The sequence below is a fragment of the Mycobacterium sp. 852014-52450_SCH5900713 genome (assembly GCF_001667075.1).
GTDB lineage: Bacteria > Actinomycetota > Actinomycetes > Mycobacteriales > Mycobacteriaceae > Mycobacterium.
In genome coordinates this window covers 122,552-142,101 of record NZ_LZIL01000009.1, presented here as the reverse complement: position 1 = coordinate 142,101, position 19,550 = coordinate 122,552, and the positions used below count along the sequence as shown (strand labels likewise).

The window sequence follows — 19,550 nt, the reverse complement described above, 5'->3', positions numbered from 1 at the left end:
AGGGACAGTGGCGCGGCGCGACCTCCGCCGATCGGTCCGCAAAGGGGATGAATCCCCATTCCCCCAATTGGGGGACAAGACGGATGGTCAGTCCTGCGGGCGATCGGTCGGTGACAGCAACTGCTCGGCCGCCGAGTAGGGGTCCTGGTGCCCGTCCACGACCGTTTCGGCCAGCCGGTCGAGATCCGGCCGGCTCCGCAGCCGGGTTTGCGCCAGCGACAGGATCTGCGCGCGGGCGCGGGCCAGTCGACGGGCACGACTGTCGGCGCGGTGGTGGGCCTCGATGGCGGCCATCAACTCCGCGATGCCTTCGCCGCGAGCGGCGATGAGGCTGACGATCGGGGCATCAGTCTCCTCCCGCAGGTCCCGAACGGTCCGTTCGGCACCTTCGCGGTCGGCCTTGTTGACCACCACGATGTCGGCGACTTCGAGCACCCCCGCCTTCGCCGCCTGAATCGCGTCGCCCGCACCGGGATTGAGGATGACGACGGTGGGATCGGCGACTGCGGCTATCTCGATCTCGGATTGCCCCACCCCCACGGTCTCCAGCAAGACCACGTGGTAACCGATCGCCCCCAGCAGCCGGATGGCTGCGGGGACCGCGGCAGCCAGCCCCCCGACATGACCGCGGGTCGCCACCGACCTGATCAACACGTCGGAGTCGTTGATATGCGCGGCCATTCGTATCCGGTCACCCAACAGCGCACCACCGCTGAACGGCGACGACGGGTCCACCGCCAACACCGCCACCCGGTCCCCCCGCTCGCGGTAGGCGCCGACCAGGGCGGCGATCGTCGTGGACTTGCCCGCGCCCGGCGGCCCGGTGATGCCGATTACGCTCACCGATGAGGGCTCGATAGCGGCCAGCACCTCGTCGCGGCGCTCGCCCTCGACGAGAGACAGTAGCCGACCCACCGCGCGCGGAGATCCGTTGCGCGCGCCGGCGAGCAAGTCGGCGATCTCCATTTAGGGAGCTGGGACCTCGATGACGGTGGCGGAACCCATGCCGCCGCCCGCACACATGGCCGCGACCGCGATTCCGCCGCCACGACTGCGCAATTCGTGGATCAGCGTGACGAGCATCCTCGCTCCCGTCGCCGCCACCGGGTGGCCCAGCGAGCATCCGCTGCCGCTGACGTTGACCTTGTCCGGGTCGAGGTCGAGCAGCTTGACGGTGGCCACGCACATTGCGGCGAAGGCCTCGTTGATCTCGAACAGGTCCACATCCGAGAGCGAGAGGCCGGCGCGGGCAAGAGCTTTCGGGATGGCTTCCACCGGCGCCAAACCGGTGATCGCCGGGTCCACCCCGACGGATGCCCAGGACCGAACCGTGGCCAGCGCCGGTAGCCCAAGCTCGTCGCTCGCGATCGTCAGCGCCGCCGCGCCGTCGTTGGCGCCGCAGGCATTGCCGGCGGTGATGGAAAAGCCCTCAATCTCGGGATGCAGCGGCTTGAGGGCGGCCAGCTTTTCCATGGTGGTGTCGCGGCGCGGGTGTTCGTCGACGGCGAACAGTCCGTGCGGCGTTTCGATCGGGACGATCTCTTGTTTGAAGCGGCCCTCGTCGATCGCGGCGATGGCGTTGCGGTGCGAACGCAGCGCCCACGCGTCCATCTCCTCGCGGCTCACACCGGCTTTGACCGCGGCGTTCCAGCCGACCGTGATCGACATGTCGAGGTTCGGCGCCTCGGGACTGTCTGGATGGGTCGGGGGAAACCAGTCGACCCATTCGCCGTCCACCTGCATCCGGGATCGTGGGGACGTGGAGGCGGAGTTCACACCACCGGCGATGACGAGCTGATCCATCCCGGCACGCACGCTTGCCGCCGCACTCTGCACCGCCGCCTGTCCGGCCGCGCAGTGGCGATTGTTCGCCAGACCGGGCACCTGGGTCAGGCCGGCGGTGATGGCCGCATGCCGTGCGATCACGCCGCCGCCGTAGAGTCCCTCCCCCAGGTTCACGTCGTCAACCTGTGCCGGGTCCAGGTCCTTCACCGCTTCGGAGACCACGTGGTGCGCCAGGTCGAAGGCGCTGGTGTCGCGCAGCGTGCCCTTCCGGGCGGTGCCGATGGGAGTGCGCAGGGCGGACACGATGACGGCTTCGGGCACGGTATTCTCCACTTCGGCGAGCGCGACGCGAGTGCTCGAGAGCCCCCGCAGCTATGAGAACAATATTCTCTCATTGCGAGAGTCAGCGTTGCAAGGAGCGGCGAACTGGCGAGCAGACGGAAGATCGCATGAACCGGGTCGTAGGCTGCGATTTTGCGTCTGCTCGCCAACCAGGAGGCATCGTCGGCAATGGAGGGAACGATCGCGGTCCCGGGCGGCACCGTGTGGTTCAAGCGGGTCGGTGCCGGAGCGGGCCTTCCCCTGCTGGTGGTGCACGGCGGTCCCGGCCTGCCCCACACCTATCTGCGTTCACTGGAGCGGTTGGCTGACGAGCGCGAAGTCATCTACTGGGATCAGCTCGGGTGCGGCAAGTCCGAGCGCCCGTCGAACCGCGAACTGTGGACCATGCAACGGTCGGTGGCCGAAATGGATGCCGTCGTAGCGGGCCTCGGCCTCAACCGCTTCCACATCTTCGGCAACTCGTGGGGCGGGATGTTGGCTCAGCAGTACGCCCTCGACGTGCCGTCGCGGGCGGTCAGCCTCACCATTTCGAACAGCATCGCGTCCATACCGCAGTTCTCGGAGATGGTGGCGCGGTTGAAATCGGAGCTCGATCCGGCAACGCAATCCGCCATCGAACGTCATGAAGCCGCGGGGACCACGTACACCGCCGAATACCAGGACGCCATCCGCACCTGGAACGAAACCTACCTGTGCCGCGTGCGCCCCTGGCCGCCAGAGCTTTTGGAAGCCTTCGCCAAGATGGGCACCGACATCTTCGAGACGATGTTCGGCCCCAGTGATTTTCACATCGTCGGAACAATCAAGGAATGGGACGTGTTCGACCGATTGGCCGAAATCACATTGCCCACGCTCATCCTCGCGGGCAGGTTCGACGAATGCGTGCCCGAACACATGTGGGACATCCACCAGCGCATCGCCGGCTCACGGTTCGTGTTTTTTGAAAAGAGCGCTCACATGCCCTTCATTGAGGAACCGGCCAAGTTCGACTCCGTGATGCGTGACTTCCTGCGGCAACACGATTCGTCGCGCGCGTGACCGCGATCAGTTCTTGCCGGCCGCCAGCTTGGTGACGATCGACCGGAAGTCTTCGGTGAGGAACGACTGGCTCTCAGCGGACAGCGCATAGTCGAGGCTGGCCAGGACCGCCCGCTCCAGATGGATATTGAGGACCCGCTTGGTGCTTTCGACCGCTTGCTGGGGCAGCTCGAGAATCTTTTTGGCGCAGGCGATCGCGTCCGCGACGGGGTCGGCCGCCACGTGGTTGGCCAGCCCGAGCTCGACGGCACGCTGCGCGCTGATGCGGGTGCCCGTCAACGCGAACTCCTTGGCGAGCAGCAGGCTGATGTGCAGCGGCCAGGTCAGCGGGCCGCCGTCGGCGGCCACCAGCCCCACTTGAACGTGTGGATCGGCGAGGTAGGCCTCTTCGGCGATGTAGACGATGTCGCTCAGCGCCACCAGGCTGCAGCCCAGCCCGACGGCCGGGCCGTTGACCGCGGCCACCACGGGAATTCGGCAGCGTGCCATGCCCAAAACGATCTCGCGTCCGTCCCGGATGGTCTTGGCGCGCAGGTCGGCGTCGGTCGACAGCTCCTTGAGATACGAGAAATCACCGCCGGCCGAAAAAGCCCTGCCGGCCCCGGTGATCACCGCCGCGCGAGCCGCGGGGTCGTCGGTCAATCGCTGCCACAGTCGCGCAAGGCCGACATGCAAATTGTCGTTGACCGAGTTGAGGGAATCCGGCCGGTTCAAGGTGATGATCCGCAGCGGGCCGTCGGCTTGGACGTCGATTTCGGCAGGCATGTCGTACATGTCAGACTCCCAATCCCAAGATGCGTGAAGCGATGATGTTCTTTTGTATCTGCGATGTCCCGCCCATTACGCTCTGCGCGCGGCTGTACAGATAGGCGCTGAGCAGGTCCGCATCGCGGGTGCCGGTGACCGCCAGCGCGGCGTGTCCGACAGATTGCTCGACCCAGGTCATCAGCAGCTTGTCGAGCGACCCTTCGGGTCCGTGCGAAACCCCGTCGAGCTGCTCGGACAACCGCCGCCGGACATGATGGGTCAGCATCTCCGACTGGACCGCGGCCCACGAGAGCTCCTCGGGAACCGGACCACCAGAACTCCCGTTGCGGGCGTAAAGGCTTCGCACCAATTTGCCGTATCGGGCCGCGTAACCGAGAGTGGACGGCTCGCGCTCATGCCCGACGACGGTCATGGCGACCGCCCAGCCATCGCCGGGCGCGCCGACCATCCGGTCGGCCGGTACCTTGGCACCGTCGAAGAACACCTGACCGAATTCGTTGGTCACCCCGTTGATCATGCGCAGCGGGCGCTGTTGCACGCCAGGTTGTTTCATCTCCAGTACGAAGGCCGACAGGCCACGGTGGCGTTTGGCCTCTGGGTCGGTGCGGGCCAGCAGAAGGCACCAGTCCGCGACATCGGAGTAGCTGGTCCAGATCTTGTGTCCGTTCACCACATAGGTGTCGCCCTCGAGACGGGCGGTGGTGGTGAGCGAGGCCAGATCGGAACCGGCGCCGGGCTCACTGAAGCCTTGGCACCAGCGCTCGGTGCCGTTGATGATGCCGGGCAGGAACCGCTGCTGCACTTCGTCGTTCGCGTGGCGGCCGATCCCATAGATCAAGTAGCCGACGCTTGGCCGAGGCGGGGCCCCGGCTCGAGCGAGTTCCTCGTCGACGATGACGTCGTACACGGGCGGCAACTCCTGCCCGCCGTATTCGCGGGGAAACGACAACCCGAAGAAGCCCTCTCGGTACAAGGCCTGGTGCCATTCGGCCTGCCGGGCCCAGTACTCGTCGCCGGATCCGGAGAACCCCTTGGCGTTCACGGAAAGCCAGGACCTGAGCCGCTCCCGGAAGGCGGCTTCGTCTGGCGAGTCACGAAAGTCCAAGATCGATCTCCTTCAACGCGACGGGCCACAGCTCGGTCGATGTCAGGGCGCGGCGCAGGTAGACGTGCACCAGGCAGTCCCAGGTGTTGCCGATGCCACCGTGCACCTGAATGGCCGTCTCGCAGACGGTTCTCGCGGCGCGGGCGCAGTAGACCTTCGCCACCTGCGCGGCGCGGATGGCTTCGGGGGGCGGCAGCTCGTCGACCGCCCACGCGGCGTGCCGCGCTACGCTGATCGAACCTTCAATCAGCGCAAGGCTTTCGGCCAGCAGGTGCGCGACGGCCTGATAAGACCCGATCTGCTTGCCGTATTGCTCCCGGATTTTGGCGTAGTCGCACGCGACCGCGTGGGCGCCCCGCGCGACGCCCACCAGGTCCGCCGTCGTGGTGACCAGCGCGAGCGCCCGCCATTGCCCCGCCACGTCGGAAGAGACTTGGCCCAGCGTCGCCGCCGTTTCCGCGATTGTGGCATCGGCCCGAGTCAGGTCAGCGCCATCGGTCAAGTCCCGCACATCGGCGGCGAGGACGCGCCCGTCCGAGAGGCTCAGGGCCCGCCGGGCGCCGCGCGCGTCGATGGCGCGATCGTCGACCGCGATCGTCGCGCCGGCGCTGTCGGCGTCGACACGGCGGGCGAGGTCGTCGGCCAGGACCGGGCCGAGAAACGGAGTGTCGACCAGCCGGCGTCCGAATTCCTCAGCGACAATGGCGACTTCGACACCCGAAGCCCCATCGGACCGCAGCGACCTCCAGCCGGTTCCCGCGATCTGCCTGTCCAGGCGCGCAATCCGGCCCTGGTCGTCGAGGTCCTGGACCGCCGAGGGACCAAGGTCGTCGGCCAGCTTGGCGGCCGCGTCGCGCAATTGCTGTTGTTCAGCTGTCAGACGTACATCCATAGCGCTCCTTTAGGACTCGGCGCAATACCTTGCCCGACGGCAGGCGCGGAATGTCGGGAACGAACACGATCCGGCTCAGGTGTTTGTAGGAAGCCAGCCGCTGATCGACCCGGGCGGTGAGCTCACCGGCGTCGACGGGTGCGCACGTCGCGACCGCGGCGACGACCGCTTCCCCGTTGATCCCGTCGGGTACGCCGAACACCGCGCAGTCTTTGACGGCCGGATGACCGTGCAGCACCGTCTCGATTTCGGCGGGCGCAACCTGAAAGCCGCGCACCTTGATCATTTCTTTTAGGCGGTCGGTGATTCGCAGCCAACCTCCGGTGTCGATCCACCCGACGTCGCCGGTCCGGTACCAGCCATCGCGAATTACCTCGGCGGTCGCTTCGGCCGGGAGGTACCCGGCCATCAGCGACGAAGACCGGGCCTGAATCTCACCGATCTCTCCGGGACAGACCGGCTCACCCGTCTCCAGCGAGACCACCCGCAGATCGACGCCTGGCACCGGACGCCCGACAGCGTCCAACCGGGCGCCCTCGATCGGATTGCATGCGATGACAGGCAGTTCCGTGGTCCCGTACGCGGGCACCCAGCCGACGCCGGTGCGCCGGGTCACGGCCTCCGCGACGTCGGCACTGACCGGTGTCGCCCCCCACATGATGTAGCGCAGTGAGGACAGGTCGTAAGACTCGAGCCTGGGATGCGAGGCGATGGCCAGCGCGATGGGCGCGACCGCCATTTCGACTGTGATGCGGTCGCTTTCGATGTGATGCAGCATCCGGTCGATGTCGAACCGGCTATGCAGCCGCACGCACGCACCCGTGCGCAGCGCCGTCAGAATGTTGAGCAGCCCGAGGATGTGCGAAGGCGGCGTGGCGATTTGAATCCGATCGCGCGGCGTCAGTCGCAGCGCTTCGCGCCAGTGCCGCGCGGCCTCTTCCAGCGCAGCGTGGGTGTGCCGGACCGCCTTGGGCAGCCCCGTGGTGCCGGAGCTGAACACCAGCACCGCGTCGGATCTCGACGGTGGTATCGCGGCCGTCGGCTCCCCGGGCGTGACCGGCTCGTCGAGGTGCAGCATCGGCATCGCGCCGGCCAGTACGGGATGGTCCCCGACGGCGTGGGCGGGTTGGGTCAACGCGAGCGCGTGGTCGACCTCGTCACGCTTCCATGCCGGGCTGATCAGCACCGCCGTCGCCGCCAGCCGCCAGATCGCGAGCACGACGGCGACGAATTCCGGCCGGTTGGACGCCATGACCGCGACCCGCTGACCTGCGGCGACGCCGTTCTTGGCGAGGGCCGCAGCCCAGCCTGCGGCCAATGCATCGAGCTCCGGCAGGCTGAAACGCCGGTCCTCGAACACGACCGCAGCCGGCTCGGTCACGTCCCGTCCTTCCCTGACAGGCCGGGCTGACCTGACATCCCCACAGGCTTGAGAAGATCCTATCGCTCTGTGAGAATAGTATTCTCTATAGTGAAGAATGCAAATACGGGAGGGGCGGTCGCAGTGACAATCGCCCGAAGCATCGAGGAGACCGCACGGGTGACAAATCCGTCAATCGGCTCTGGGGCGGGCACCGTGACCATCCACATGGACCGGAAGAAGGTCTCGGTGCCGCTGGTCCCCGGCGAGACGCTATTGCAGAGCGCGCGGCGGGCCGGCCTGGAACCGCCGTTCAGTTGCGAGGCGGGTAACTGCGGCACGTGCATGGCCAAGTTGGAAGAGGGCCATGCGACCATGCGGGTCAACGACGCTCTCGACGATGACGAGGTCGCCGAGGGCTACATTTTGACGTGCCAGGGCGTGCCGGACACGGATTCGGTCACGGTGCGCTACGAGTAGCGGCCCGAAGAGAGGTGGCGACGATGGCCAAGGGAATCATGTACGTCGAAAGCCGGCCCAGTTCGCCCGAGCGCGAACAGGAATACAACACCTGGTACGACGAAGTGCACATACCCGAACTGCTGGCGCTCGACGGAATCGTCGCGGCACGCCGGCTGCGCCCGCTTGACGGGCAGGGCCCCTACGTCGCCATCTACGAACTCGAAGGCGACGATCTGCAGGCCATCTTGGACAACATGATCGCCAACGCCGGCCAGCTGCACATGTCCGATGCGTTGCTGTTAGATCCTGCGCCTGTCCCCCGATTGCTAGAGACGACCAGCGAGCAGAGCCGTTGAGCCTGATGAATGTCGATGACCTGATCCTGGTGAGCATTGACGACCACGTCGTCGAGCCGCCGGACATGTTCCTGCGCCATGTGCCCGCCAAGTACAAGGCGGAGGCCCCGATCGTCGTGGTCGACGACCAGGGCGTCGACCAGTGGATGTACCAGGGCAGGCCGCAGGGCGTGAGCGGGCTCAACGCCGTCGTCTCATGGCCGGCCGAGGAATGGGGCCGCGACCCGGCGGGTTTCGCCGAAATGCGCCCGGGCGTCTACGACGTCCACGAACGCGTGCGGGACATGAACCGCAACGGCATCCTGGCGTCGATGTGCTTCCCCACCTTCACCGGCTTTTCGGCCCGGCACCTCAACATGACGCGCGAGGACGTCACCCTGGTAATGGTGTCCGCCTACAACGACTGGCACATCGACGAGTGGGCCGGCTCATACCCGGATCGGTTCATTCCGATCGCAATCCTGCCGACGTGGAATCCCGAGGCCATGTGCGCCGAGATCCGCAGGGTGGCGGCCAAGGGCTGCCGGGCGGTGACGATGCCGGAACTGCCGCACCTGGAAGGACTTCCGAGCTACCACGACGAGGACTATTGGGGCCCGGTGTTCCGGACGCTGTCCGAGGAAAACGTGGTTATGTGCCTGCACATCGGCACCGGATTCGGGGCGATCAGCATGGCGCCCAACGCGCCGATCGACAACCTGATCATCCTGGCCACCCAGGTCTCGGCGATGTGCGCGCAGGACCTGCTCTGGGGACCCGCCATGCGCAAGTATCCCGACCTGAGGTTCGCGTTCTCCGAGGGCGGCATTGGCTGGATCCCCTTCTATCTGGACCGCAGCGACCGCCACTACACCAATCAGAAATGGCTGCGCCGCGACTTCGGGGACAAGCTGCCCAGCGAGGTCTTCCGCGAACACTCGCTGGCCTGCTATGTCACCGACAAGACGTCGTTGAAGCTGCGTCACGAGATCGGCATCGACATCATCGCCTGGGAATGCGACTACCCGCACTCGGACTGCTTCTGGCCGGACGCGCCCGAGCAGGTGCTGGCCGAGCTGAATGCCGCTGGTGCCGATGACAACGACATCAACAAGATCACCTGGGGCAACGCCTGCCGGTTCTTCAGCTGGGATCCGTTCGCGCGAACCCCCCGCGACCGGGCGACCGTGAAATCCTTGCGCGCCAATGCGGTTGACGTGGACGTGTCGATTCGGTCGCGCGCCGAATGGGCCCGGCGCTATCAGGAGAAGCAGCTCGCCGAGCTGCCGTAGCAGGGCGGCTAGCCACGCGTAGGTGACGCCGAGTGTGCGGCTAGCTTCACAATCGGCACCGAGTGTGCGGCTAGCTTCACACTCGCGCGGTGGCGGCCCACCGCGTCGCTCACTCACCGAAGTAATGGCCGGCGTCGAGGTCCTCGATCAACCCGGCGTGCTCGGGGTGCCAGTCGAGCACTTTCTGCGTCAGCGCATTCGACGTCGGGTTGTCCGAGGCGGCGAAAAGCGCGAGGAATCCGAAGTGGCCGGCTTCTTCGGCCGGAATGCTCACCGCGGGCACCCCCAGATGACGGCCGATCACGGCGGCGATGTCGCGGAGCGGCACCCCCTCATCGGCCACCCCGTGCAAACGAGTTCCCGCTGGCGCGTTTTCGAGAGCCAGCCGGTAGAGGTGCGCGGCATCGAGCGTGTGCACCGCGGGCCAGCGGTTGGCGCCGTCACCGATGTAGCCCGACACCCCGGTGCTGCGGGCGGTGTCGATCAGGTGGTTGGTGAAGCCGTGATGATCCAGGTTGCTGTGCACCAGCGGGGATAGGCGAACGACCGACGATCGCACACCGCGTTCCGCGAGCGCGATCACGGCGTTCTCCGAGTCGGCCCGCGGTCCGCCGGGCACGGTGTCCTGTTCGGTTCGGAGTCCGCCCTGCCCCAAGAGCGAGAGCAGGAGCGTCCCCGACGTGCTGACAAACGGCCGGTCAGACCCCACGAGTTCGTCGCCTATCGCTTCCACGGCGCGCAGATCCGTCTCGGCCGCGGCCACGAAGTCGTCGAAATCATGCCTAAAGGCGAGGTGGATCACACCGTCGGACTTAGCAGCGGCGGCCCGCAGGCCGTCGCGGTCGTCGAGGTCGCCCCGGTGCACGCCGGCGCCCTTGGCCACAAGTGCCGCGGCGGACTCGTCGGAGCGGGTCAGCCCGGTGACGTGATGCCCGGCCTCCAAGAGTTCGTCGACGACTGCCGAACCGATGTGTCCGGTCGCGCCCGTCACAAAGACATGCATGGATGGTCCCTTCGCTTGCGTTGACTTTCGCGGTATCCAGTCAACGGCCACACCGGGCCGGGCGTCCAAGACCTATTCCGGATGACGCGATACCAAATAGGTATCACCGCATCTCAACCGGTACACCATTGGGCGGAGCGGGCTTCTTTACGGATACACTGTCGGCATGACCGAGTCCGCATCTCAGGTGATCGACCTGGACCTGCGACTGGTCGGTTACTTCGTGGTGGTGGCCGACCAGCGGCACTTCGGCCGTGCCGCAACCGCGCTGCGAATCGCGCAGCCGTCGCTGAGCCGGCAGATCCGCCGCCTCGAGCAGCAGCTCGGAGTCCGACTGCTCGATCGCACGCCGCAGGGCACTGGGCTCACGGGGGCCGGCGAGGTGTTCCTGCCCAGGGCCAAGGCGCTGCTGCGCTCGGCCGCGCAAGCGGTCGCGCAGGCCCGGGCCGCCGCCGAACCGAGCCGCATCACGATCGGGTACACGACGGGCATGATCGTCACCCCCGCGGTGCGCGAGATGCGCCGCGAGCACCCGGACGCCGAAGTGCAAGTCTTGCACCTGAATTGGGGCGAGGCCCTGGACGCCTTGCTCGGCCATCGGGTGGATGCGGTGGTAACCCGGCTACCGTTCCCGACCGATGGGCTGCACGTGACGATCCTCTACGACGAGCCACGAGTGCTGGCGCTATCCGTCGACCACCGCCTTGCGGGCCGGGATTTCGTGACACTCGACGACATCGCCGACGAGCCCATGCCGCGCGTGCGCAACTCCGACCCGGCCTGGAGTGCTTATTGGCGGATCGATCCTCGGCCCGGCGGCCGCCGCGCGCCCGATGGACCATTCATCGACGCGCTCGAGGACAAGTTCGAAGTCATCGCCTCCGGGCAGGCGGTGGCCATCACGGCCGGCTTCCACGGCACCGCCCTGCGGCCCGACATCACAACGGTGCCGCTGCGAGGCATCGAACCCTGCCATGTCGTTTTGGCGACTCGTGCCGGCGACCGCAGCCGGTTGGTTACGGCCTTCCGCAAGCTCGCTGAGGCGCATCTCACCGGCCCGGTCAAGGCGTAGTCGCTGCCGGCATGCTCCGCAGCGGCCTACCCGCTCAGCTCAGGCGGTGGCCGGTACTCGGGCTGGTAACCAGAAACGTTGATCGGACTCCCGACGAGGCGGAAATCGCCGGCAGTCACAACGATTTCGGGGGTCGCTTCCAGCGCCTCAGGCAGCGTCCTCACCGCAGCCGCCGGAACCCCCAACGGACGCAGCCTACGTTCCCAATCAGCGGCGGTGTCGGTCGCCAGCATCGCCGTGACCACCGCGAGCACCTCGTCGCGGCGGGACACCCGTTCGGCCATCGTCTCGAAGCCGCCGATACCCGCCTCGGTCGCGAATGATTTCCAGAAGCCGTCGTGCGTGATGAACAGTGCGAGATAGCCGTCGGCGGTCGGGAAGAGTTGCGCCGGAACATAATACGAATGGGCACCGTAGGGCCTTCGCTGCGGTTCGACAGCCTCGTTGAGGTAGGCGGAGGCGTGATAGTTGAGCTGCGACAGCATGACGTCGCGCAGCGAGACGTCCACTTGCCCGCCGGTGCCGGAGACGATTTTGGCCAACAGTCCCAGCGCTGCACACATTCCGGTGGAGTTGTCGGCCGAGGAGTAGCCGGGCAGCGTCGGCGGGCCATCCGGGTCACCGGTCAGTGCGGCGATCCCGAAGCCCGCCTGCACCACGTAGTCGAAGGCGGGATCGTCGCCGCCGTGCAGGCCGAACCCGGTGATCGCTACGCAGACGATCCGCTCGTTGTGCCGGCGCAGCTGCTCATAGGTCAAGCCCAGCCGGCGGATCGCCGACGGCTTCAGGTTCACCAGCAGCGCATGGGATTCCGCTACCAGCTCACCCAGCCGTTGCTGTCCCGTGTCGGAGTTGAGGTCCAGGCAGATGCTGGCTTTATTGCGGTTGAGGCTGGCGAAGTAGCTGGGCCCTACGCCGCGCGAGATCTCCCCGCCGCGCGGCTCGATCTTGGTGACATCGGCGCCCAGGTCGGCGAGCAACATGGTCGCGTACGGGCCTGCCAGCATGGTGCCGACCTCGAGGATGCGTATCCCCTCAAGCGGTCCGGCGGACGTCGGGGTCAACGCAATTCCGTTGCGAGCGAAGCGATCATCTCGCGTGTCCGCCGCTTGGAGGCGACCAGCTCGTCACGGTTGTCGCCGATTGGCAGCAGCCGCACTGAAAGGTCGGTGACGCCGGCATCGGCGAAACGGCGCATCCGGGCAAGGATTGCCTCCGGATCGCCGGCCGCACACAGATCGCCGACATCGCGGGCGTCGCCGCGCATCAGCAGGCGCTGGTAGTTGGGCGACACCTCGGCCTCGCCCAAGATGCGGTTGGCGCGCTCCTTGGCTTCGTCGACTTGTCCAGGCGCACAGAGACATACCGGGATGCCCGCGACGATTCGCGGCGCGGGCCGCCCGGCATCCGCGGCGGCCTTGGTGATCTTGGGTGCGATGTGGTCACCGATGGCTCGCTCGTCGGCCATCCACAACACAGTGCCGTCGGCGAGTTCACCGGCGATCTGCAGCATCACCGGCCCCAACGCAGCGACCAGAACCGGCATCGGGGTATCGGCGCCGATCGCCAGTGGATTGTGCACCGTGAACGAATCGTTCTCGACGTCAACCGGTCCCGGTCCGGAGACCGCGGCGTTGAGCACCTGCAGGTAGTCGCGGGTGTAGGCGGCCGGCTTCTCATACTGCAGTCCGAGCATGTCCCGGATGATCCAGTGGTGCGACGGTCCGACTCCCAGCGCCAACCGTCCGCCGGCCACGGCGTGCGTCGAGAGCGCTTGGCGGGCAAGTGCGATCGGATGCTGGGCCTGCAGGGGCACCACCGCGGTGCCCAGCTCGATGCGCGAGCTGTGCGCGGCCATCAGCGACACCATGGTCAGGCAGTCGAAGTCGTTGGGCACCTGCGGCATCCAGGCGGTGTCCAGGCCCGCGGATTCCGCCCATTCGATGTCCGAGGCTAGCTTGTCCACCTTGCGGGCCATGTCGCCACGCTCGGCGCCGATCATTACTCCGACGCGCACTGGTCCTCCACAACGGGTTCGGGGGTGCCGGTCAATGCCCGGATCTCACGCACGAGGACGTCGAGCGATGTCCCGGTGGGGAATACCGCGGCGGCACCGGTGTCGAGCAGCTTGGGCACGTCGGCGTGCGGGATCGTTCCCCCGACCACGACAGCGATGTCCGCGGCGTCGGCGGCACGCAGTGCCTCGATGGTGCGGGCGGTGAGCGCCAGGTGAGCACCGGACAGGATGCTCAGGCCGACGACCGCCACGTCCTCCTGGACGGCGATCGAAGCGATGTCCTCGATGCGCTGCCGGATGCCGGTGTAGATCACCTCGAAGCCGGCATCACGCAGCGTGCGGGCCACGATCTTGGCGCCGCGGTCGTGTCCGTCCAGGCCCGGCTTGGCGACCAGAATCCGGGCGGCCACTAGAACACCACCGGTTGCTGGAATTCGCCCCACACTGCCTTGAGCGCGGAGACCATTTCACCGACCGTGCAGTATGCGTTGGCGCAGTCGATCAGCCTGTGCATCAGATTGTCGTCTCCTTCGGCGGAACGCGATAGTGCCGCGAGACTGGATTTGACAGCGGCCGAATCCCTTTCGGCCTTCACCTTGGAGAGTCGCTTGAGCTGAAGATCGCGGCCCTCGGCGTCCAGTTCGTACGTCACGACATCCGGTTCGGGCTCCTCGCTCACGAACCGGTTGACCCCGACGACGGGCCGGGCACCGGACTCGATGTCCTGATGCACCCGATAGGCCTCGTCGGCGATCAGGCCCTGCAGGTAGCCGTCCTCGATGGCATGGACCATTCCGCCGTGCCGCTCCAGGTCATCCATGATCTCGATGATGCGGGCCTCGGTGGCGTCGGTCAGCGCCTCGACAAAGTAGGAGCCGCCGAGCGGGTCGGCGACGCTGGCCACGCCGGTCTCGTGCGCCAGGATCTGCTGGGTGCGCAGCGCCAGTGTCGTGGTTTCCTCGGTGGGCAGGGCGAACGGCTCGTCCCAGGCCGCGGTGAACATCGACTGGACCCCGCCCAGCACCGCGGCCATCGCCTCGTAGGCCACCCGAACGATGTTGTTGTGGGCCTGCGGCGCGTACAGCGATGCGCCACCACAGACGCAGCCGAAGCGGAACATCGCCGCCTTGGCCGTCGTCGCCCCGTAACGTTCCTGCACGATGGTTGCCCAACGCCGCCGCCCCGCACGGTATTTGGCGATCTCTTCGAAGAAGTCCCCATGGGTGTAGAAGAAGAACGAGATCTGCGGTGCGAACTGGTCGATGGTCATCCGGCCGCGTTCCACCACGGTGTCGCAGTAGGTCACCCCGTCGGCCAGGGTGAACGCCATCTCTTGCACCGCGTTGGCTCCAGCGTCGCGAAAGTGCGCGCCCGCCACCGAAATCGCGTTGAATCGCGGCACCTCGGCCGCGCAGAACTCGATGGTGTCGGCAATCAGCCGCAGCGACGGCTCCGGCGGCCAAATCCACGTGCCGCGGGACGCGTACTCCTTGAGGATGTCGTTCTGGATGGTCCCGGTGAGTTTCGCCCGCGGTATGCCTTTTTTCTCGGCCGCGGCGACGTAGAACGCCAGCAGGATCGCCGCCGTCCCGTTGATCGTCATGCTCGTGCTGAGCTTGTCCAAGGGAATGCCGTCGAACAGGATCTCGAAGTCGGCCAGGGTATCCACCGCGACGCCGACCCGGCCGACCTCCTCGCCGAACTCGGGATCGTCGGAGTCATATCCGCATTGGGTCGGCAGGTCCAGCGCGACCGACAACCCGGTCCCGCCTTGCTCCAGCAGGTAGCGGTACCGGCGGTTGGATTCCTCGGCGGTGCCGAATCCCGAGTACTGCCTGAAGGTCCAGAGCTTGCCGCGGTAGCCGGACGCGAAGTTACCCCGGGTGAACGGGAACTCCCCGGGCGCCGCGGGTGACGCCTTGACGTCCCCCGGGCCGTACACCGGCGCAAGCGGAATGCCGGATGGTGTCTGAGCAGCGTTATCCATCGATGAATAACGTACTTGCAAAAAAAGAGAATGCCAATACCACATACTTGAGCTGGGGAAACAAGCGCAGCTTGGCGGTGCTCCGGACCCGATCGGGCTTTGATCCGGCCTATCGCCGGCAGAGAATCTCACCGTGGGGGATCGACAGCCAGCCATCCGGCGCCGCGGCCCATGCGCGCCACGCCGCGGAGATCTCCTCGAGTTGCGCCGCCGTGGCCACCCCCAGATCCAGCAGGTCTCGCGCGACCCGCGAGTGCAGTATCCGATCGGCCCACATGCCGCCCCACCATTCACGCGTCGCCGGCGTCGCGTAGCACCACACGCTGCCCGTCGGCGTCACGTCGTCGAAGCCCGCCTGCTGGGCCCAGGACAGCAACCGCCGCCCCGCATCGGGTTCGCCGCGGTTCGCACGAGCGGCCCGCTGATACAACTCGCGCCACAGCTCCAGCGCCGGCAACTGCGGGAACCAGATGAATCCCGCGTAGTCGGCGTCCCGGGCCGCCACAACGCCGCCGGGGGCGCACACCCGTTTCATCTCCCGCAGCGCCCCTACCGGATCGGCGACGTGTTGCAGCACCTGGTGTGCGTGCACGATGTCGAATGCGCCGTCCGGAAAGTCGAGCCGGTGCACGTCGGCGGTCGCGAACGACACGTTCGACAAGCCACGCTGCTGGACCTCGGTGCGGGCGACGCCAAGCACGTCGGCCGACTGGTCGACGGCCGTCACCTGTCCCGGCGCGACGCGGGCGGCCAGGTCAGCGGTGATCGTCCCGGGCCCGCATCCGATATCCAGCACCGACAAGCCGGACTTCAGGTGGCGCAGCAGGTAGGCCGCCGAGTCCTCCGCGGTGCGCCGCTGGTGACTGCGGAGCACCGACTCGTGGTGCCCGTGCGTGTAGGTGGGCCCGCGTTCGTCCGTCATGCCCGAAGCGTAAGCCGAGATTCCATAATATGAAACTTGTATTTCACTATATGAGATTCAATCCACTGGAACGTTGAGGATCGGGCGGTCGACCGCGGCACCGGGGCCATCGAAATGCCACCACTCCCCGGAGTACGGGGCGAGCCCGCCGTACTTCATGGCGTCCCGCAGGGTCGCCCGGTTCGCCTGGGCGTCGGTGCTGACCCCCTGGGTTGCGAAAGCGTTTGCGCGTGAAGAGAAATCATCGAAGTCGGTGCCCATGTCGGCCAAGCAGAGCCCGTCCGCGTGCAGGCCGGACGCGCACGGCTGCTGCGTCGTCGTCAACGTCACGTCCACTGAGCGCCCCGACTCATGGCTGTGCGCATACTGCCCGGGCCGGGCGACCCACGCCGGGTTGGGCACGACGTTGAACATCTTGACCTGAACGTCGTGGGGCCGGTAGCAGTCCCAAAACACGAGCAGGTGCCCCTGCGGGCGCAGCGCCGTGGCGGCCGCCGCCAGCCCGGGGGCCATCGTTTGGTGCACCAGGCATCGGGAGTCGGAGGGGTACAGCTGTGTGTGGGTGAAGTTGTTGGTCGTCGCGTAGCGCAGGTCGATGACGGCGTCGGGGACCACGCTGCGGACGTCGACGAATCCAGCCGCGCGCGCCGCATCGCTTACCGGCGGGACATCGGGACTCGCCTGGGCGGTCCCCATCCCGCAGACCGCGACCGCTAGCGCAAGGGCGGGGCGCAAGTGACGCATCCGGTCATTGTGGCGGTTGGCCGCGCCGAGTCGCGTTATCTGTTAGGAGATGTCGCCCTCGACGTAGCGTTGCAGGTTCGGCGCCATCGCCGCCACCACCTCGTCCTCGGGCATCGAGGCGATCGGCTCCATCTTCCAGACGTAACGCAACAATGCGAAGCCGATCAGTTGAGTGGCGATCAAGCCACTGCGCCGCAGTCGTTCGTCCTCGTCGGCGCCCAGGGTGGAACCGCCGATCAGTCCGCGTTCGACGATCAGCCGCAGCTTGTCTCGGGTCTTGTCTTCATGGGCGGCGGTCAGCACCACCGCCCGCAGGATCGGCCCGACTTCGTCATCGGTCCAGGTGTCCAGCACGGTGCGGATCAATTGCCGTCCCAGATCGGCCGTGGGCGTCGCCCACGTCGCGGCCACCGCATCGAGCCACTTCTGCGGCGGCGTGGTGGCGGCGCCGAGCAGGCCCTCCTTGGATCCGTAATAGTGATAGATCAGCGCCGGGTCGACGTCCGCGGTCCGCGCGACGGCACGAATGGCCGTGCCGGCCCAGCCATGTTCGGCGAATTCGTCGCGGGCAGCGGCCAGAATGCGCGCCGCAAGCACGCCGCGCTCGTCGCGCGGGCCGGGGGTGATCGATCGCTGCGGCACCGCCCCACCATACCCGAAGTTTCATCTTGCGTTGAGACTAGTTTCAACGTAGCGTGAAACTATGACCATTCTCAACGGCCCGCAGACCACCGGTCGGGAATACCGGAACCTCAGCGAGCCGCGATACGCGTCGCGCACCGACATCAATACCGCGATCAGAATGCGGGACGGCGCAACGCTTTTGGCCGACGTGCACCGGCCCGATGCCGACGGCCGGTTCCCGGCGCTGTTGGCCGCCTCGCCATATCCGCGGCAGATGCAGGACCTCGGCGCCCCGGCGGGTTTCATCGAGGCCGGCAAGACGGACTTCTGGGTGCCACGCGGCTATGTGCATGTCATCGCCAACCTCCGCGGCACCTGCGGCTCCGAGGGCACGTTCAACTTCTTCGACGCGCAGGAACGCCGGGATGTGCATGACCTGGTGGAGTGGGTTGCGGCGCAGCCGTGGTGCGACGGAAACGTCGGCATGATCGGCATCAGTTATTTCGCGATGACCCAACTCGAGGCGGCCGTCGAGCGGCCGCCGCACCTCAAAGCGATCTTTCCCCTTGCCGTGACGAGCGACCTGTACGAGGGCGCCAACCACCACGGGCTGTTGAGTTCGTCGTTCATCACCCCGTTTCTCGCCATGATGGGCCTGACGTCCGACCGCAGCGACAAGCTGTGGCGCAGCAAGCCTGTCGGGTTGGCGCGGCGCGTCCTCAACAGTCCGGGCGTACACAAGAAGTTCGAGACCATGAACGGCGAGGCGGCGGTCACCATGCTGCGCCAACTGCTCAGGCTGCCCCACAACCCCCACCCGTGGGACGAACTATGGCAGGAGGCGGCGGTCAAGCACCCGACGCGCGACGAGTGGTGGGAAGAACGAAACCTGCTGCCACTGCTCAAGGAAATCGACATCCCGGTCTACTTGGGGTGCGACTGGCAGAACGTGCCGCTGCACCTGCCGTCGACCTTCGCCGCCTGGAACGCGTTGTCGGACAACGGGTGTGTGCGAATGGGCATGCTCGGTGAGTTCGGGCTGACCTGGCCATGGGAAAGCATGCACACCGAGGCATTGGCCTGGTATGACCACTGGTTGAAGGGCCGCGACACCGGGATCACCGACGGGCCGCCGATCCGCTACTTCTTGCCAGGCGCCGACGAGTGGCGAACGGCCGACTCCTGGCCGCCGAACGCATTGCATCGTGAGCTGGCCCTGCGTGCCGACGGCGGTCTGGATGCGGACGAGGGCGAGCCGGGAGGTCGCGAATTCATGGTGCTGGGGTCAGGTCTGGGCCGCGTCAAAGCCAGCGAGATCGATCCGTCGTCGCTGTTGGTGTGGACCAGCGAGCCGCTGAGCCAGGACGTCGATGTGGTCGGTGATATCGAGCTGCGGCTGGTGGCCTCGGCGACGGCGATGGACACCGCGTGGATCGCGACGCTGCAGGACGTGGCGCCCGACGGGAAGACGACCGACGTGACCGCGGGCTGGTTGCGCGCCAGCCTGCGGGAGGTCGACGACGCGTCCAGCCGGCCCGGTGCGCCGGTGCTGCCCTGCCGCACGCCGCAAGCGGTGCCGCCGGGAGAGGATATCGAGTATCGAATCCCGTTGGTTCCCAACGCACGCCGGTTCAAGGCGGGCCACCGCATTCGGCTGACGCTCACCAGCGACGACCAGGACCCGTCGACGCCGGCGATCATGAATTTCCGGCATGCCAGCGTCGGCACCTCCAGCCTTAACACCGTGCGCTCGTCGTCGCGGTTGTTGATTCCGGTGCTCAGCCCACCGGCGTGAACTCGAC

20 protein-coding genes are annotated in these 19,550 nt (G+C 66.8%); 6 read left to right on the top strand and 14 right to left on the bottom strand.

Going from position 1 to position 19,550, the window contains the following annotated elements; genetic code table 11:
- Positions 1 to 87: 87 nt before the first annotated feature.
- Positions 88 to 966 (bottom strand): methylmalonyl Co-A mutase-associated GTPase MeaB, encoded by an 879-nt coding sequence (gene meaB, locus A5773_RS03355; RefSeq protein ID WP_067789409.1) that lies wholly within the window; start codon positions 964 to 966, stop codon positions 88 to 90.
- Positions 967 to 2,106 (bottom strand): thiolase family protein, encoded by a 1,140-nt coding sequence (locus A5773_RS03350; RefSeq protein WP_067789461.1) that lies wholly within the window; start codon positions 2,104 to 2,106, stop codon positions 967 to 969. It lies immediately after the preceding gene.
- Between the two features lie 189 nt (positions 2,107 to 2,295).
- Between A5773_RS03350 and A5773_RS03345 the strand changes: the two genes are divergently transcribed.
- Positions 2,296 to 3,165, top strand: coding sequence for a proline iminopeptidase-family hydrolase (locus A5773_RS03345; RefSeq protein WP_067789406.1), 870 nt, complete (start codon positions 2,296 to 2,298; stop codon positions 3,163 to 3,165).
- 6 nt (positions 3,166 to 3,171) lie between these two features.
- Here the strand turns inward: A5773_RS03345 and A5773_RS03340 are convergent, their stop codons facing one another.
- From A5773_RS03340 to A5773_RS03325, 4 genes are read right to left on the bottom strand one after another with little or no spacing between them, the layout of a single operon-like run.
- On the bottom strand, positions 3,172 to 3,939 hold the full coding sequence (locus A5773_RS03340) for an enoyl-CoA hydratase/isomerase family protein (RefSeq protein WP_066957975.1): 768 nt from the start codon (positions 3,937 to 3,939) through the stop codon (positions 3,172 to 3,174).
- Between the two features lies 1 nt (position 3,940).
- A complete protein-coding gene (locus tag A5773_RS03335; protein WP_067789404.1) occupies positions 3,941 to 5,038 on the bottom strand; it encodes an acyl-CoA dehydrogenase family protein in 1,098 nt (365 codons plus the stop codon).
- A complete protein-coding gene (locus A5773_RS03330) occupies positions 5,025 to 5,930 on the bottom strand; it encodes an acyl-CoA dehydrogenase family protein (protein ID WP_066957971.1) in 906 nt (301 codons plus the stop codon). The genes A5773_RS03335 and A5773_RS03330 overlap by 14 nt, the downstream gene beginning before the upstream one ends.
- The gene (locus A5773_RS03325) at positions 5,908 to 7,311 is read right to left on the bottom strand and encodes a class I adenylate-forming enzyme family protein (RefSeq protein ID WP_066957969.1); all 1,404 of its coding nucleotides are present in this window, start codon (positions 7,309 to 7,311) and stop codon (positions 5,908 to 5,910) included. The genes A5773_RS03330 and A5773_RS03325 overlap by 23 nt, the downstream gene beginning before the upstream one ends.
- Positions 7,312 to 7,434: 123 nt before the next feature.
- Between A5773_RS03325 and A5773_RS03320 the strand changes: the two genes are divergently transcribed.
- The 3 genes from A5773_RS03320 to A5773_RS03310 are packed head-to-tail and all read left to right on the top strand — an operon-like array spanning position 7,435 to position 9,379.
- Positions 7,435 to 7,770, top strand: a complete 336-nt coding sequence (locus A5773_RS03320) for a 2Fe-2S iron-sulfur cluster-binding protein (protein WP_066958069.1) — start codon at positions 7,435 to 7,437, stop codon at positions 7,768 to 7,770.
- 23 nt (positions 7,771 to 7,793) lie between these two features.
- Entirely contained in the window at positions 7,794 to 8,108 is a 315-nt protein-coding gene (locus A5773_RS03315; protein ID WP_066958067.1) for a DUF4286 family protein, read from the top strand.
- A gap of 5 nt (positions 8,109 to 8,113) precedes the next feature.
- The gene (locus A5773_RS03310; protein WP_066957967.1) at positions 8,114 to 9,379 is read left to right on the top strand and encodes an amidohydrolase family protein; all 1,266 of its coding nucleotides are present in this window, start codon (positions 8,114 to 8,116) and stop codon (positions 9,377 to 9,379) included.
- A 109-nt stretch (positions 9,380 to 9,488) separates the two neighbouring features.
- Here A5773_RS03310 and A5773_RS03305 read toward each other — a convergent pair whose 3' ends face one another.
- The gene (locus A5773_RS03305) at positions 9,489 to 10,382 is read right to left on the bottom strand and encodes an SDR family oxidoreductase (protein ID WP_067789402.1); all 894 of its coding nucleotides are present in this window, start codon (positions 10,380 to 10,382) and stop codon (positions 9,489 to 9,491) included.
- Between the two features lie 166 nt (positions 10,383 to 10,548).
- Between A5773_RS03305 and A5773_RS03300 the strand changes: the two genes are divergently transcribed.
- Complete coding sequence (locus tag A5773_RS03300) at positions 10,549 to 11,454, top strand: LysR family transcriptional regulator (RefSeq protein ID WP_067789399.1); 906 nt, start codon at positions 10,549 to 10,551, stop codon at positions 11,452 to 11,454.
- Positions 11,455 to 11,480: 26 nt separating this feature from the next.
- Here the strand turns inward: A5773_RS03300 and A5773_RS03295 are convergent, their stop codons facing one another.
- The 7 genes from A5773_RS03295 to A5773_RS03265 all read right to left on the bottom strand — a co-directional run bounded on the left by A5773_RS03295 (position 11,481) and on the right by A5773_RS03265 (position 17,766).
- Entirely contained in the window at positions 11,481 to 12,518 is a 1,038-nt protein-coding gene (locus A5773_RS03295; RefSeq protein ID WP_067263637.1) for a CaiB/BaiF CoA-transferase family protein, read from the bottom strand.
- Positions 12,515 to 13,471, bottom strand: a complete 957-nt coding sequence (locus A5773_RS03290; protein WP_067789397.1) for an LLM class F420-dependent oxidoreductase — start codon at positions 13,469 to 13,471, stop codon at positions 12,515 to 12,517. Before A5773_RS03290 ends, A5773_RS03295 begins: the two co-directional genes overlap by 4 nt.
- Positions 13,456 to 13,881: a cobalamin-dependent protein gene (locus A5773_RS03285; RefSeq protein WP_066957957.1), complete on the bottom strand. Its 426-nt coding sequence runs from the start codon at positions 13,879 to 13,881 to the stop codon at positions 13,456 to 13,458. Before A5773_RS03285 ends, A5773_RS03290 begins: the two co-directional genes overlap by 16 nt.
- A complete protein-coding gene (locus A5773_RS03280) occupies positions 13,881 to 15,458 on the bottom strand; it encodes a methylmalonyl-CoA mutase family protein (protein ID WP_067789396.1) in 1,578 nt (525 codons plus the stop codon). The genes A5773_RS03285 and A5773_RS03280 overlap by 1 nt, the downstream gene beginning before the upstream one ends.
- Before the next feature lie 109 nt (positions 15,459 to 15,567).
- On the bottom strand, positions 15,568 to 16,380 hold the full coding sequence (locus A5773_RS03275; RefSeq protein ID WP_067789393.1) for a class I SAM-dependent methyltransferase: 813 nt from the start codon (positions 16,378 to 16,380) through the stop codon (positions 15,568 to 15,570).
- Positions 16,381 to 16,437: 57 nt separating this feature from the next.
- Positions 16,438 to 17,076, bottom strand: coding sequence for a M15 family metallopeptidase (locus A5773_RS03270; RefSeq protein ID WP_232001791.1), 639 nt, complete (start codon positions 17,074 to 17,076; stop codon positions 16,438 to 16,440).
- Positions 17,077 to 17,166: 90 nt separating this feature from the next.
- Positions 17,167 to 17,766 (bottom strand): TetR family transcriptional regulator, encoded by a 600-nt coding sequence (locus A5773_RS03265; RefSeq protein ID WP_067789387.1) that lies wholly within the window; start codon positions 17,764 to 17,766, stop codon positions 17,167 to 17,169.
- Positions 17,767 to 17,827: 61 nt separating this feature from the next.
- Between A5773_RS03265 and A5773_RS03260 the strand changes: the two genes are divergently transcribed.
- Entirely contained in the window at positions 17,828 to 19,543 is a 1,716-nt protein-coding gene (locus A5773_RS03260; protein WP_067789384.1) for a CocE/NonD family hydrolase, read from the top strand.
- Positions 19,544 to 19,550 lie beyond the last annotated feature (7 nt).